This window comes from Neobacillus niacini (genome assembly GCF_031456445.1).
GTDB classification, from domain to species: Bacteria; Bacillota; Bacilli; order Bacillales; family Cytobacillaceae; genus Neobacillus; species Neobacillus niacini_I.
In genome coordinates this window covers 49,404-62,891 of record NZ_JAVDUQ010000009.1, presented here as the reverse complement: position 1 = coordinate 62,891, position 13,488 = coordinate 49,404, and the positions used below count along the sequence as shown (strand labels likewise).

The following is a 13,488-nucleotide window of genomic DNA, read 5'->3' as shown; positions in this document are numbered from 1 at the left end:
AAATGAAAAATGATGTTACCTTGTGGTTAGGATGCTTTAATGATTTTGATGAGCTCGAAAAGTACACTGAAATAAAATATAATGAAGACGGAGATAGCATTCCCTCTATTTTTGAGAAAGATTTTAAATTAGGCTATTATGACAGGGACTTAGTTGAAAAAGATTGGATTCCTGATGCTGAAGATGACATAAAAAATCTTTTAGTAGATTTTTCATATGATAATCAATTAATACAACAGTTCAAAAACATTAAGTTAAAATCTAAATACAATACCATCATTTTAATTTATAATTATGATTATAATAAAGAAGGTAAAATTGTGAATTTTGTTGATAAGAATTCCTACAAGTTGGAGTTTATTGGTACGGCTGAATATGTAGATTGATATAATTAAAGTATGTTTGCAGTAGAGAGAAAAAAAATATTAGGCTGTAAAATAGTAAAGACTTATGATGGGGGTATCTTTATAGAGTTGCATAACGGTACTTAGGTATATAACGATAATTTGGCTAGAGATGACATTTTAAACATCCAAGTATTATTATAGGGAACAATCTATATACTTGCGAGATTACCCAAGATCGTTGGGTAATCATAATATTTGTCGTGAAATGTTTATATAAGTTAACAATAAAGCACTTTATTGCCTTTTAGGCAACAGGTGCTTTTTGTTTTTTGAGCAATTTAAGTATAGGACAACATGATTGAGGTTAACTTGAAATTCAGAACTCACTAAAATTGCACCAATATGAGGGTATGTTTTAATAACGTAAGCGTCAAATAGCCCCCACCTAGGAACATATTAATTAACATGAGATAATCTCTTCAAATCAATATTTGAGGAGGTTTTTCATGTCTAAGAAATCAAATCCGCAATTACGTAAAGAATGGGAACGACGGATCTTAGTTTACAGGTCTAGCGGTCAAACCCAAGCTAATTGGTGTAAAGCCAATGATATAAGTATTCATCAATTTAAATATTGGTTAAAAAGAATCGAAGGATTAGAATCCAAAACGAAACCAAGCTCCCAATGGGTTCCTATAGAATTAGAAGATTCAACTGATGAAAATAGTGAAACATTACAAGTAAAAGTTGGACTTGCGTCCATTGAGGTGAAACCTGGTTTTAATCCTTCTCTATTGGCTGACGTTATCACGGTGTTGAAGACGTTGTGTTAGATGGAATTAGCGTTGATCGTGTCTATCTCGCAAGAGGTTTCACGGATTTAAGAAAATCAATAGACGGATTAGCAATTCTTGTTAAAGAAGGATTCGATTTAGACCCATTCTCTCCTAATCTATTTGTCTTCTGTAATAAATAGATCTGGATTGACCGCCAGTGGATCGTTGAATGCTTTAATGTTTCTTGAATCCAGCCCCAATAAATCAGCAAAAAAAGGTTCCTCAACGTGGTACAAAACAATAGGCAATCTATTTATCGGAGCAGCAGAGGGCTTTGTTAAAGCAGTTTTTGATATTTTTAAGGGGCTTTGGGGCTTGGGAAAAGCCATTATCACTGATCCCCTAGGGTTTTTCAAAGGAATGGGGAATGCGGTTCTTCATCCAATCGACACTTTTAAGTATATGAGGGGTGCAGTAGAGCAAGCTTGGGAACGAGATGTCACAAATGGCGATGCCCGGAGCCGTGCTAAATTTTTTACATATTCTCTAGTGTCGCTTGTCGGGTTAAAAGGGATTGATAAAGTCGGAAAGGTCGGCAAATTAGGTAAGCTAGGAAAAGGTGCCTCTAAAGCGACTAAAGCTGGGCCTAAAGGTCTTCTTCCGTATAATGTTTTCCGGACTGAAAGATTAAAGGAACAAGTAACGAATGGAGTAGAGGCAGCATTCCATCATGGAAAAGATCAGGCCCATAAATTTTTAAATAGTAATCTGTTTCAAATAATGGTGCAACAAGGGTTTACAGCGCTTGCGAACGCGAAGGTTTTAATACAGTTAAAAACGTTGTATATCCCAAATCGTTTAAAACCTTTTTTGAAAACCATTATAACATTGTTTTAAAGAGTCCAACTTTTAAAACAAAGCTTGCGATTGATGATTTAAGAAGAAAAGTTACAAAGGTGGAAGTTCCAACTAGAATCAAGGTGGAAAAGGTGTCCTCTGCGAGTGGTGGGAAGATTTTAATGGTTACCACAGCAAAAAAGCAGGTTGGAGATTTTTTTCAGAAGTTTAGCGTAAATAGACAGGACAATCCCGAGTCAGTGGGAGTAAGGTTAAAGGGTATTGAATATGTTAAACCAGGAGATAAAAGTTCTCTTGTACCAGGTGGAGGATTAGCTGCACATGAGTTAAAAGGCGGCCATTTGATTGAAAGGCATGTTGGAAAAACTGCAGAAAAATTAATACAGAGAATGGAAAGTAATCCTAGAATTTCAGGTTCTTCTACTTTTATTGATAGGGCTACAGCTGAAAGAGTTGTAAGTAATGTTTTAAATGATACAGATAACAACAAAGTTATCCAATCATGGTTAAATAATCCACAAAGTGGATCAACTTTAGTCTTAACTTACCAAGGAAATGATGTAATTGGATTCGGAGTAAAAAGAGATTCTCCAACTATTGAAAATATGAAAAATGCAAGAATTGTTTTAAAAAAGAATGGAGAAGGAAACTTCATTCTGACTGGTTATCCAAACTAATACTGAAGGGTGCGATACAATGTTATTTACAAACAAACTGGAAGAACCTGTTTTTCAGTTCTTAGCTGGAACCTTTCATCAGGACATTGAGTCTCCGGAAGAGGCCTTTCATGAGTTATTATCTGTGGAAAGTAAAGAGTATCTAGAAAATGCAATTGTCTTCCTAACAGATTTTGTTCGAAGTGAGTATTCAGATAATGACAAAAATGAATACATTCAATACTGTGCAGATGGAGTATACTTTCCGGATCTCGGTGTAGAACCACTTGAATGGCTAAACAATATTATTGAAGAAATAAAAGAAGTAATAAAAACAAAATAGGATTTTTCTTTACCAAAACCTTGGACAGCGACATGCTATTCAAGGTTTTTACTCTACTGAAATTTGATGTTGCTATTTAATGTGAAAAAGGTATTGAATTCACCTGTTCGTTTTGGGATATAAATGAAAGTTTTTTCTCCTGTATAGTGAAAATGTTTGATCAGGTAGATAATATAATGCCAGCTTCGGATATCAAGGTTAATGATGGATAATGAATGGGGAATATTGAGCAAACAGAATGGTAGTGAAGACAATTTTCCCGTCGTAGATCTGGCAGACCGCTGATCGTTATCGTATAGTTAGAGGTTCATGGATTGATGAATTTGGGAGAGCTTTAAATAAGGAGGATTTTAATTGAAAATAGATAAGTCGACTATAGCTCTACCGTTACCAACAGATGATTTGTTTGAGAGAAAAGAAAAAATTTGGAGAGTAAAACTTCCAAAAGATTTTGTTGATTTTCTGAAAGAAAATAATGGGGGAAGACCAATAGATGGAGCTTTTACATATAATAACCGCGAATATGCAATAGATCGCTTTTTATGTTTATTAAAGACTCCTAAAGATAATACATTAGGAATGTATGATATCGATGTTACATTAACACAACTTGAAGATAGATTGACTGATAATGAAGATTTAATAGGTGCAGATATTTTACCAATTGCTGTTTTGTTTGCTGGTGATTTTGTATGTTTGGATTTTAGGGATGATAGAGAAAATCCAAAAGTTGTTGTTTGGAATCATGAAGAATCTGCTGAATTAGAACCAATAACATATTTTGTAGCTAATACATTTAGAGAATTTATTTCTAATATGGAGTAATATAACAAGAAAGGACCTAGGGGGTTCTTGTGGCTTTTTTAGTGTAAAAGTGGCCACAAGAACCGTCCCCCATGGCATAAGCAAATGCTTACCCCCGCTCAACGAATTGGATTAACAGACAGGGTATTTGAACTAAAAGACATTATCTACATGTCATAAAAATGACCTTCGATAATAAGAAGGTCATTTTTGTGAAGAGTTCATTTTTCTGTTGTAAACCACTCTTGAATAAAGGTAAACCGCATTTCCTATCAATAAAATAGTAAATTGCAATCCAGAGTTTCCTTTGGCATAAAAATCATATGCAGACCAAATCAATAGGGCTATGGTATAAAAAATAAATCCATACTTTGCGGATTGGTCACTTTGATACTTTTCCATCTCGTCAGCTTTTCGTAATCTCATTTTTTCTCCTCCTCATAAAAGAATAATTTTTCAATTTGCGTGTTTAAGTGTATGGATAACTTAAATGCTAATGTTAAAGTTGGGTCATATTTATTATTTTCAATGGCATTAATGGTTTGTCTTGTAACCCCACACTTATTGGCAAGTTCTTCTTGTGAGAGCTTCATTTCTTTTCGTACATTTCTAATATTATTTTTCAACCTGAACCACCTAAACTTCAATAAATGTAAAAAACTTTTTACATTTATAATTATAAATCATCATGTCAAAATGTCAAATTGTTTTTACATTATATCTAAAAGCGTAGCATTCAATAACCGAAATGTTCATTAACCTTAACATTTTTAATTTTATCCCTATATACAGAGAAAAGCAGGGAGAATCCGTTTGCGATTTCACCTGCTTTTTCGTGTGTGATTTCACTTGTTTTTTTACGTTTTGCACCTCGAAAGAGAACCCGTTAGTATTAGTAAGTAGTTCCGTTTTCGTGGAGAAACATAATAAATAGTATTTGAATTAGCATATCAATTAACGAAGCAATTGGTATACTTTTTTTCGTTGATACATCAACATTTTTAAAGAAAATATACCTAAAATAGCACCCCAAATAACATCTTGACAATAGCTATTGTCATCGTGCGAATTTGAGTGCTATTTCAATTGTAATTTTATCTAAAAAGGAAAAAGTATATGGATAAAAGTGTTAAAATGATTAAGGAACATTTAAATTACCTCAATTAGAAAGGAAGGTAATATGAGGAAAATTCTCTTGAAATATATGTCTGATTTTACTTCACTCAGCGAAGATGAACAGCGGGCAATCTCTGAAAGTTTACGAATTGATGAATATAAAAAAGGAAAATACCTTCTTAGACAAGGAGAACTTTCTTCCATTAAATGTTATTTCATATTAATGGGGTGTGTTAGGCAGTTTTTTATAGATGAATCAGGTAAAGAGGTGACATCAAATTTTTTTACTGAAGAACAAGCTATTCCAATTATGAACGAACAGACACAAGGTGATTTATCAAAATATTCATTAGTGTGTGTCGAAGACTGCATATTAGTTGTTGGCAACGTTTATTCTGAAAAAACGATGTTTAACAAATACCCACAAATGGAAACAATGATACGCAAAATGATGGAGATAAACCTTGGTGAAATACAAGAACAATTCGGAGAATTTATTAATTCTTCTCCAGAAGAACGCTACGAATCCATTTTACGGAAACGTCCACAGTTAGTTGACCGTGTACCACAGCATCAATTGGCTAGTTATCTTGGAATTACTCCTGAGTCATTAAGTAGAATAAAAAAGCGAATTAAAAAAAAATAAATTTTAAAATAGATGTCATCCACATTTCGCAATCTTCCCTCCTCTCAGCAGCAACAAAATACCGAAGCTTAACTCACCAAGCATCATTGAGCATAATACCAGCCTTACTCTTTGTAATAACCACCATAAAAAAACTCTAAATTTTCTAGAAATTAACTTAAGTCAATGAAAGGTTTTAATCCCCTTGTTATTATTAAATAAAATTAAATCAAGGAGATTAGTCTATGGATAATTTCGGAAATAAACAAGCAAATCCTTTCATTTTAAAGAATATTGGAGGGAGTTATTATGAAAGCAATAGTTTGTGATAAATATGGTTCACCCGATGTACTTGAATTAAAAGAGATAAAAAAATCTTTACCTACCGAGAATCAAGTATTGGTAAAGGTTCATACAGCATCCTTGAACTTTGGTAACTTGGTTCTTTTGAAAGGCAAACCCCTCTTAGCCCGTTTAGCCTTCGGACTAACGAGACCAAAATACTCTATTCCAGGAGGTGACATAGCTGGTACAGTTGAAGCTGTTGGTAAAGATGTTAAGCTATTTCAAATAGGTGATGAAGTATTTGGCGACCTCTCGGGTTGTGGCTGGGGTGGTTTTGCTGAATATGTAACTGTCCCCGAATATGCTTTAGCCTTAAAGCCAACCAATATCTCCTTCGAGGAAGCTGCTGCGACTCCTATGGCAGGTGTGACTGCCTTACAGGGACTCCGTGATAAAGGTAAGATTAAATCGGGACATAAAGTATTAATTTATGGGGCATCTGGTGGCGTCGGTACTTTCGCGGTACAAATTGCCAAATCATTTGGTGCTGAAGTAACAGGTGTATGTAGTACAAGAAATTTAGAGATATTGCGTTCAATAGGAGCCGACCATATCATTGATTATACAAAAGAGGATTTCACCCAAGATGAGGAGTGTTACGATTTGATTATTGGTGTGAACGGTTCTAATTCCATTTCAGCTTATAAACGTGTACTAAAACCAAATGGGATTTTCGTTCACGTAGGAGGTTCCGAATCCCAATATTTTCAAACATTATTTCTTGGACCTTTTATTTCAATGACTGGAAGCAAGAAAATAAGTAACCTGTTACAGAGATCAAACCAAAAAGACTTAAATTATGTAAAAGATTTACTTGAGACTGGCAAAGTAAAACCAATAATTGATAAACGGTATAAATTAAGTGAAGTAACTGAAGCTTTCAAATATTTTCAGGAAGGTCACGCTCAAGGAAAAGTGGTAATTACTGTATAACGGGGCGTATTAATTAAAGTCTTACCACATTAAAGTCAAAAAGCTTGAGGTTGAAAATATTTCTCAAGCTTTTTTGTGTGCTGCCAAAGAGCTTGGAAAAGACCTCGGTGTGGAGGTGAAATTTGTTGCTACCACATGGCCTACGATGATGAAAGACCTACAAGCGGACAAATTTGATATCGCTGTGGGCGGTGTGATTCGCAATACAGCTAGACAAAAAAGCGCTTATGTATCCCAAGGTTACCTATCATTCGGTAAGGTGCCTTTGATTCACAAAGAAGATAAAGATAAATATCTTACCATAGAAGATATTAACAAGCCTTCTGTACGCATCGGTGTAAATCCAGGCGGAACAAACGAAGCATTTGTCCGAAAGTATCTAAGCAATGCTAACATAACTGTTGTAGAAAAAATCTCGATATCCCTCATCTTGTTTCAGATTGTACGTATGATGTTATAATTAGAGTACAAAAATTAATTTAGCACTCCAAAACGGACTACTTTTTTATTTTATATTCGCAGCATAAATATCACACTTACTCGTACTTTTTTAAGGAGTCTCTTACCTTATTTTTGATAACACGGAATTTTCAAAACTTATCAAGTCAGCTCCTAAAAAAATCGTTATAATTAATGGTAGAAATTAACTGGATTTTTAAGGGGGAGAAGATTTGATTTCAAATATAGGTGTGCCAGGTTTAATATTTTTAATAACATTAGCACTGGTTATTGGCGGAATATTTTTATTGGTAAAGGTGCTTAAGAAGTGAGCCCTCCTAACAAGCTGAATTAAGCTGTTCGTCGAATGGTCATTTACATTTAAAAGCATTCGTGCAATTCGCTTGGTTCGTAAGATGATAAATCAGTTGTACAATCCACTGTATGAAATCCTCTATCTTCGTGTTCGAGGGGTCAGTCCCCCGGTAGAGTAAAGGGTTAACTCACCGGGGGACTGACTCCAATTTTCCTGCATAATTTATACATAAAATCAATTATGAAATTAACTCAACCATATATAAGTTTGTTGAAAATATGTAAATTTGAAAATATTAGAATATAATGGTATTTGATTATAAATTAAAATGAATGATTTATACAAAAAAGGAAAGGAGAATTGAATTGAAAAAACGATCTGCAAGAATCATGATGTTCATTTCGTTGATACTCATCTTTAGCTTTTTTAGAGTGTCAATGATTTCGGCTGCTACAGGGGTCGTCAAAAAGGTAAATATATCAAATCCAAAAAGTCATCCACTGTTAAAGGACTATTTCACTCCAGAAAATAAGAGAAATTTAAAAACGGATAATGGAGTTCAAGTGTATTCCTATCCAAAAGATATTAGTATGGATCTTAGTATGTTATTAATTGCAAAGAAAAGTGGCAAAACCCTTTGGAAAAAGCAGTATCACCCTGGGGTAAGTCTTTTGGCTGTAGAAGGAAATCTCATTTTTTTAGATGAACGTAGTCCAAGTTTACTTGACAATAGTCCTTCCAACTTAGTTGTCTTAAATACAAAAGGGAAAACTTTATATCGAACTCATTTAAACGGTTCTATTGCATATGACGGTTATGAGTCTGTTAGTTTTGGAGATGTTCTTTACTTCGTGACCGACCGATATTATGACCGAATTAGTGAGGGTCGAACAACCCCAGGCAAAAAATACTCCCGGGTTTTGGGTATTTCTATCATTACTGGAAAAATCCTTTGGTCAAAAAGTTTAGGAGTAGTAAATCGTCCACCAGCTTTGTATAAAGGGAAAATTTATGTGACTGATCAATCCTCTAAATCATTGATTTCCTTTGATTCAAAAGGAAATGAAAAGGTACTAATTAAAGACTCATTTTATGATGCACCTCAATTTTCACCAAAAGGACAAATTTATATGAAGACCATTGGTAAGGGGGAAGATGATACTATAAATGTCTATGATAAAGATTTTCATCTATCTTGGAAAAAAACATTTAATGGATATGTGACTTTTATAATCTTTGATCAAGACCTTATTTATATTGGCTCAACTGATTTTGAGGGTACAAGTTGGATATACACATTAACTGATAAAGGAAAGCTCCAATGGTCGATAAGGTATCAAGGTGAAAATAGTCAGGGAGTCGGTGTTTCAGGAAATAAATTATTTTTTATCAATAAAATTGAAAATCCACAGATTATTCATTTAAAGAATGAGATGGTTGTATTAGAGAATAGAATTTATGGAATTAGTAAAAGCACTGGATCTATTTTTTATAAATCAGGGTTAGGTAGCTATTCTTTTCCAACCTACCAAATTCCTATTGCAGGTAAAAGTATTAAACCAACTGTGCCAATTATCGAGGAAAAATCTAGGTCTGGTAAGTTGAGTTACTATCTTTTAAAGTAGAATGGAAGTTTGAAAGGGCCACATTTGTTATTCTCTTTTAAAATCAAAAGTTAACACTTTTAGTAAGTATAATATTATAATTTTTTTAATGATAGTCGGTAGTGAACACACTAAAAGCTTGTTGATTAAGTCTAGAAAGGACTTTTCGACAAGCTTTTTTCATGGAGTTTTTACTATATTTCTATAATTATGAAAGGGTGTACTGAAAATGGTGCACCTTTTGGAGTACAATAGTTCCTGTAAACGAAAACAAAAAGTAATAAAAGGATATAACCATTTCCTCTAGAAATTAACTAGTAAAAAAGCCGTAGTGAAACAGAAGCTATAAGGAATTCACTGCAAAAGAGGGTAACGATGTTGAAGATTATTCTAGACCATTGGCTCGCCCGATTCTAAAACATATCCGGACGCACTCGGTGACAAAGAAGCAGAGGTCGGTACGGTTGTAACAGGTTTTAACGGATTAATCGGTATTTTAGAAACAAAGTTGGGACTCGCTGGACCGATTGCATCATAAAACATAAGGATAGCCGAGTGGCAGGAACTTGGAAACGTGGATGGATGAAATGAAGCTCCAGGGGAAATTTGACGCCCTCTACAAAAAGTGGATGGAATAGAATATTAAGATGCTAAAAAGCTACTCAACTACTGCCATTTCAGTTTCTATGAAAGCTTTTTTTTTTAGTGAAAGGCTGTGTTAAAGAACAATGTTGATTTTTCGAACAGCGTTGATAGGAGCGGAAGGCACGAAGACTCCTGTGGGAGTAAGGGACAGGGGAGACCCCGCAGGAGCGAAGCGACGAGGAGGCTCCCCGAACCGCCCACGGAAAGCGAAGTGCCTGGAGCGGAAATCAACAACCAAGTTTAACAGAGCCTAGTAAAAATAAAAACAGGAGAGTAAATAGCATTTTTTAATTGCCAAAAACACCGGAAGAGGCCTTTCAAGAAAAGACATCCGGCCCAAATAAGGAGCCGGATTTTTTAAGTCTGTTTTAATTCTAACTTTCGTGCAATGAGTGACAAAGCATAATTAACAATAAAGTACATCAATGCCAAAATGATAAAAACAGGTATCACATACGATCCTTTTTGAGCGTAAATAATTTGTCCATTGTGTAATAAATCCGGCAGGGCAATGACGACTGCCAGGGATGTATCTTTAAGCAGAGAAATAAATTGACTGACAATAGGGGGAACCATTCGTCTCAGAGCCTGGGGCATGATGATATAGCGTAATGTCTGGATATAGGTCAGTCCGGAAGAACGTCCTGCTTCAATCTGGCCTTTTTCGATGGAGTTTAATCCGCTTCGGATAATTTCTGACAGCATGGCCGATTCAAAAACTGTCAATGCTGCGATAGTTGCAGTGGTTATTTCCATCTCAATTCCGATTTCGGGTAATGCAAAATAGGTAAAGAAAATGATCAGCAGCAAGGGAAGGTTACGAATGGTCTCGACAATTAAAGCAAGAACTGGTGAAACAACCGGAATCCGTGCATATCTGAGAGTACCCATAAGACCGCCAATAACAAAACTGAGGACAATCGAAATGGCAGCGACCTTAAGAGTGACCCCAAGTCCTTCCAACAGAAATTTAAAATTGTCCAGTGTATATACTTCAGTGAACGGTGCCAGAAAATCCATCCTTTTATGCACCTCCTTCATGACTACGAGCCATGCGTTTTTCTAAATATCCGACACCAAGACTTAAAGGAATTGTTAATAGTAAATAAAATAGGGCAACAAACACATAGGTATCAAAGGTTACGTATGTTTTTGCTGAAATTAAGTCCCCCTGATACATTAAATCCCCACCAGCGACGACGGCTAACAATGATGAATTTTTAACTAAATTGATAAATTGGTTGCCAAGTGGAGGGATGACAATTTTGATCGCCTGGGGTAGGATAACCATTCTCATTGCCTGGCCGTAACTCAACCCAGTCGAGCGGGCAGCCTCCATTTGGCCTTTTGGAACCGACATAATTCCAGCACGGATGGCTTCGGCAATGAAAGACGCCGTATAAATGGTCAATCCTAGTGTTCCTGCCACCATCCCGCCAAAGTTTCCAACCAAGTATGTGAAAAAGATAATAACTAGTACCGGTATATTACGGATAAATTCAACATATGCCGTACCGAGCCAGTTTAGTAGTTTAAACGGGCCAATTCGCATGACTGCAATCAGTGTTCCCAAAAGGAAACTGCATAATAAAGCGATTAAACTGGCAATAAGGGTTATTTTTAATCCTTCCAAAAATGAATCGATATTAGTGGTTAAAATCGAGAAATCCACAAGCGATCTCCTCCTAATGAATCAGGATGAGCTGGATTGTAAACTTACAAACTTACAACTGCCCATCCTGACTAGAAACCTGTTAAAAAGGGATTATTTTTTTATCCATTTATTCTTTATTTCATCGTACTTTCCTGAATCCTTCAGGCTTTTTAATGCTTTATTCAACGCATCGACAAGCTCTTTATTGCCTTTTTTAACAGCGATGCCATAAGGTTCTTTCGTGAATGTTCCTCCAACCAGTTCAAAAGATGGATCTTCTTCTACCATTCCATAAAGGATTGAATCATCTGTAGTCAGGGCATCACCCTTACCTGCCTTTAAGGCTGTAAAGGCCTCCGCATAGTTTTCGAATTCTAGGACGGTTGTTTCAGGGGCTTTTTCACGAATATTGATCGTCGATGTTGAGCCTTTAACAGCAAGCACTTTCGTCCCTTTTTTCAAGTCTGCAATGCTATGAATCTTGCTGCCTTTTTTCACAAGCAAAGATTGCCCTGCATCAAAATAGACATCCGTAAAGTCTACTTCTTTTTTCCGTTCATCCGTGATGGTCATGGTCGCGACAACGGCATCAACCTTGCCATTATTAAGGAGTCCAACCCTTGTTTTCGATGTAACCTCTACATACTCAGGTTTAACATCCTTTCCAAACATTTCTTCTGCAAGGGCTTTGGAGAGATCAATATCGAATCCTTCTACCTTTCCCGTCGAAGGATTTTTCAATCCAAATAAACGCGTGTCATATTTTACTCCAAATACGATTTTTTTATCTTCCTTAATCTTGGCAAGCACATCCTTGCTGCTGCCTTTCGTGTCCTTGTCCCCGCCGCAGCCGGCAAGAAGTAGGGCAGCCATTGTTGATACGACCACCGTTTTTAATAAATTTTTTGTTTTGAACATTTTCTTTCCCCCTATTAATGATTTAATATACGGCTGAGAAATAAGCGAGCCCGTTCTTCACGTGGATTCTCGAAAAATTCAGCCGGAACTGCTTCTTCTAAAATTCGCCCCTCATTCATAAATACGATTCGGTCTGCCACCTCTCTGGCAAAGCCCATTTCGTGGGTGACTACGACCATCGTCATTCCTTCCCTGGCAAGGGCCTTCATAACATCTAGAACCTCTCCAATCATTTCGGGATCAAGTGCCGAGGTCGGTTCATCGAAAAGCATGATTTCCGGTTTCATTGCAAGGCCGCGGGCTATTGCAACACGCTGCTGCTGGCCCCCGGAAAGCTGGGAAGGATAAGAATCGGCCTTATCTAATATCCCTACCTTATCAAGATAATGTTTTGCCGTATTCTTCGCTTCTTTTTCAGATAGGTTCAATGCTTTCATAGGAGCAAGAGTGATATTTTCAAGCACAGTTTTGTGGGGATATAAGTTAAAATGCTGAAACACCATTCCAATCTTGCGCCTTAGCTTGTTGATATCTGTTTTTTTATTTCCTACAGATATCCCATTTACGGTGAGAGTACCGTCAGAGATTGATTCCAGATGATTAATACAGCGCAGCAAAGTACTTTTCCCTGAACCCGATGGACCTATTACTACTACAACTTCACCTGGATGGATTGTGAGATTAATATCTTTTAAGACTTGAAAATCGCCAAAAAACTTATTTACCTGATTAAATTCAATCATTCTTGACCTCCTGATAGAATACCTATTCATAATGCAAATTCCAAATTGGTAATTTTTAGAATCATTTGAATTATATTCCTGACTTGTCTAAATCAGACTAGGACAATTTACTTGTTTTTTAGGATTTTAAAATAGTAGAACAGGTAATCTAATATAGAATACTTAAGTGTTACGCCGATTTACTTTTTAAGAATATTAAAAATGGTTATTAAAAAATAAATAAAAAACTAAAAGCTGTAAAAAATGACAGCTTTTTGCATCTTTGGTTCCACATGAGTATATGTGTCCATCGTGAAACCAATTGTCGAATGTCCTATTCGCTGATACATCTTTTGCACCGATTTTTACTCCAATAATTAAATCGGCA

Annotated in this window: 18 protein-coding genes and 1 pseudogene; 11 read left to right on the top strand and 8 right to left on the bottom strand. The window is 35.8% G+C overall.

The features are described from left to right. Positions 1 to 2 precede the first annotated feature (2 nt). From J2Y67_RS10355 to tnpB, 3 genes are all read left to right on the top strand, one after another. Positions 3 to 386 (top strand): immunity 22 family protein, encoded by a 384-nt coding sequence (locus J2Y67_RS10355; RefSeq protein WP_310173565.1) that lies wholly within the window; start codon positions 3 to 5, stop codon positions 384 to 386. A gap of 467 nt (positions 387 to 853) precedes the next feature. Further along, a complete protein-coding gene (gene tnpA, locus J2Y67_RS10350; protein ID WP_310173562.1) occupies positions 854 to 1,180 on the top strand; it encodes an IS66 family insertion sequence element accessory protein TnpA in 327 nt (108 codons plus the stop codon). After that, the gene (gene tnpB / locus J2Y67_RS27960) at positions 1,174 to 1,323 is read left to right on the top strand and encodes an IS66 family insertion sequence element accessory protein TnpB (RefSeq protein WP_396954064.1); all 150 of its coding nucleotides are present in this window, start codon (positions 1,174 to 1,176) and stop codon (positions 1,321 to 1,323) included. The genes tnpA and tnpB overlap by 7 nt, the downstream gene beginning before the upstream one ends. Here the strand turns inward: tnpB and J2Y67_RS10345 are convergent. After that, on the bottom strand, positions 1,300 to 1,512 hold the full coding sequence (locus J2Y67_RS10345; RefSeq protein WP_310173559.1) for a hypothetical protein: 213 nt from the start codon (positions 1,510 to 1,512) through the stop codon (positions 1,300 to 1,302). The two genes, tnpB and J2Y67_RS10345, sit on opposite strands and share 24 nt — an antisense overlap. Here J2Y67_RS10345 and J2Y67_RS10340 point away from each other — a divergent pair. The 4 genes and pseudogenes from J2Y67_RS10340 to J2Y67_RS10325 all read left to right on the top strand — a co-directional run bounded on the left by J2Y67_RS10340 (position 1,499) and on the right by J2Y67_RS10325 (position 3,805). Beyond that, positions 1,499 to 2,020, top strand: coding sequence for a hypothetical protein (locus J2Y67_RS10340; protein ID WP_310173557.1), 522 nt, complete (start codon positions 1,499 to 1,501; stop codon positions 2,018 to 2,020). The two genes, J2Y67_RS10345 and J2Y67_RS10340, sit on opposite strands and share 14 nt — an antisense overlap. Positions 2,021 to 2,250: 230 nt before the next feature. Further along, positions 2,251 to 2,658 (top strand): annotated as a pseudogene (locus tag J2Y67_RS10335) (RNase A-like domain-containing protein); the annotation flags it as partial. Between the two features lie 19 nt (positions 2,659 to 2,677). Next, positions 2,678 to 2,980 carry a contact-dependent growth inhibition system immunity protein gene (locus tag J2Y67_RS10330; RefSeq protein ID WP_310173553.1) on the top strand — a complete coding sequence of 101 codons (303 nt, stop codon included), beginning with the start codon at positions 2,678 to 2,680 and terminating at the stop codon, positions 2,978 to 2,980. 354 nt (positions 2,981 to 3,334) lie between these two features. After that, entirely contained in the window at positions 3,335 to 3,805 is a 471-nt protein-coding gene (locus J2Y67_RS10325) for an SMI1/KNR4 family protein (protein ID WP_310173552.1), read from the top strand. Between the two features lie 183 nt (positions 3,806 to 3,988). On the opposite strand, the gene J2Y67_RS10320 is transcribed toward J2Y67_RS10325, so the two are convergent. Together J2Y67_RS10320 and J2Y67_RS10315 are read right to left on the bottom strand one after the other, a co-directional pair. After that, positions 3,989 to 4,210 (bottom strand): hypothetical protein, encoded by a 222-nt coding sequence (locus tag J2Y67_RS10320; protein WP_310173549.1) that lies wholly within the window; start codon positions 4,208 to 4,210, stop codon positions 3,989 to 3,991. Then, positions 4,207 to 4,410, bottom strand: coding sequence for a helix-turn-helix transcriptional regulator (locus tag J2Y67_RS10315; protein ID WP_310173547.1), 204 nt, complete (start codon positions 4,408 to 4,410; stop codon positions 4,207 to 4,209). The genes J2Y67_RS10320 and J2Y67_RS10315 overlap by 4 nt, the downstream gene beginning before the upstream one ends. A 554-nt stretch (positions 4,411 to 4,964) precedes the next feature. Here J2Y67_RS10315 and J2Y67_RS10310 point away from each other — a divergent pair. From J2Y67_RS10310 to J2Y67_RS10295, 4 genes are all read left to right on the top strand, one after another. After that, entirely contained in the window at positions 4,965 to 5,546 is a 582-nt protein-coding gene (locus J2Y67_RS10310) for a Crp/Fnr family transcriptional regulator (RefSeq protein ID WP_310173545.1), read from the top strand. A gap of 288 nt (positions 5,547 to 5,834) precedes the next feature. Beyond that, the gene (locus tag J2Y67_RS10305; RefSeq protein WP_310173543.1) at positions 5,835 to 6,803 is read left to right on the top strand and encodes an NAD(P)-dependent alcohol dehydrogenase; all 969 of its coding nucleotides are present in this window, start codon (positions 5,835 to 5,837) and stop codon (positions 6,801 to 6,803) included. A 73-nt stretch (positions 6,804 to 6,876) separates the two neighbouring features. After that, positions 6,877 to 7,263, top strand: a complete 387-nt coding sequence (locus J2Y67_RS10300; RefSeq protein ID WP_310173541.1) for a transporter substrate-binding domain-containing protein — start codon at positions 6,877 to 6,879, stop codon at positions 7,261 to 7,263. Positions 7,264 to 7,922: 659 nt separating this feature from the next. Beyond that, the gene (locus J2Y67_RS10295; RefSeq protein ID WP_310173539.1) at positions 7,923 to 9,182 is read left to right on the top strand and encodes a PQQ-binding-like beta-propeller repeat protein; all 1,260 of its coding nucleotides are present in this window, start codon (positions 7,923 to 7,925) and stop codon (positions 9,180 to 9,182) included. Positions 9,183 to 9,551: 369 nt separating this feature from the next. Here J2Y67_RS10295 and J2Y67_RS10290 read toward each other — a convergent pair whose 3' ends face one another. The 5 genes from J2Y67_RS10290 to J2Y67_RS10270 all read right to left on the bottom strand — a co-directional run bounded on the left by J2Y67_RS10290 (position 9,552) and on the right by J2Y67_RS10270 (position 13,121). Further along, positions 9,552 to 9,704: a hypothetical protein gene (locus tag J2Y67_RS10290; RefSeq protein WP_310173536.1), complete on the bottom strand. Its 153-nt coding sequence runs from the start codon at positions 9,702 to 9,704 to the stop codon at positions 9,552 to 9,554. 459 nt (positions 9,705 to 10,163) lie between these two features. Further along, on the bottom strand, positions 10,164 to 10,826 hold the full coding sequence (locus J2Y67_RS10285; RefSeq protein ID WP_310173534.1) for an amino acid ABC transporter permease: 663 nt from the start codon (positions 10,824 to 10,826) through the stop codon (positions 10,164 to 10,166). Between the two features lie 4 nt (positions 10,827 to 10,830). Then, the gene (locus tag J2Y67_RS10280; RefSeq protein WP_310173531.1) at positions 10,831 to 11,478 is read right to left on the bottom strand and encodes an amino acid ABC transporter permease; all 648 of its coding nucleotides are present in this window, start codon (positions 11,476 to 11,478) and stop codon (positions 10,831 to 10,833) included. A 93-nt stretch (positions 11,479 to 11,571) separates the two neighbouring features. Continuing rightward, positions 11,572 to 12,378 carry a transporter substrate-binding domain-containing protein gene (locus tag J2Y67_RS10275; protein ID WP_310173529.1) on the bottom strand — a complete coding sequence of 269 codons (807 nt, stop codon included), beginning with the start codon at positions 12,376 to 12,378 and terminating at the stop codon, positions 11,572 to 11,574. Positions 12,379 to 12,392: 14 nt separating this feature from the next. After that, the gene (locus tag J2Y67_RS10270; protein ID WP_310173527.1) at positions 12,393 to 13,121 is read right to left on the bottom strand and encodes an amino acid ABC transporter ATP-binding protein; all 729 of its coding nucleotides are present in this window, start codon (positions 13,119 to 13,121) and stop codon (positions 12,393 to 12,395) included. Positions 13,122 to 13,488: the final 367 nt, after the last annotated feature.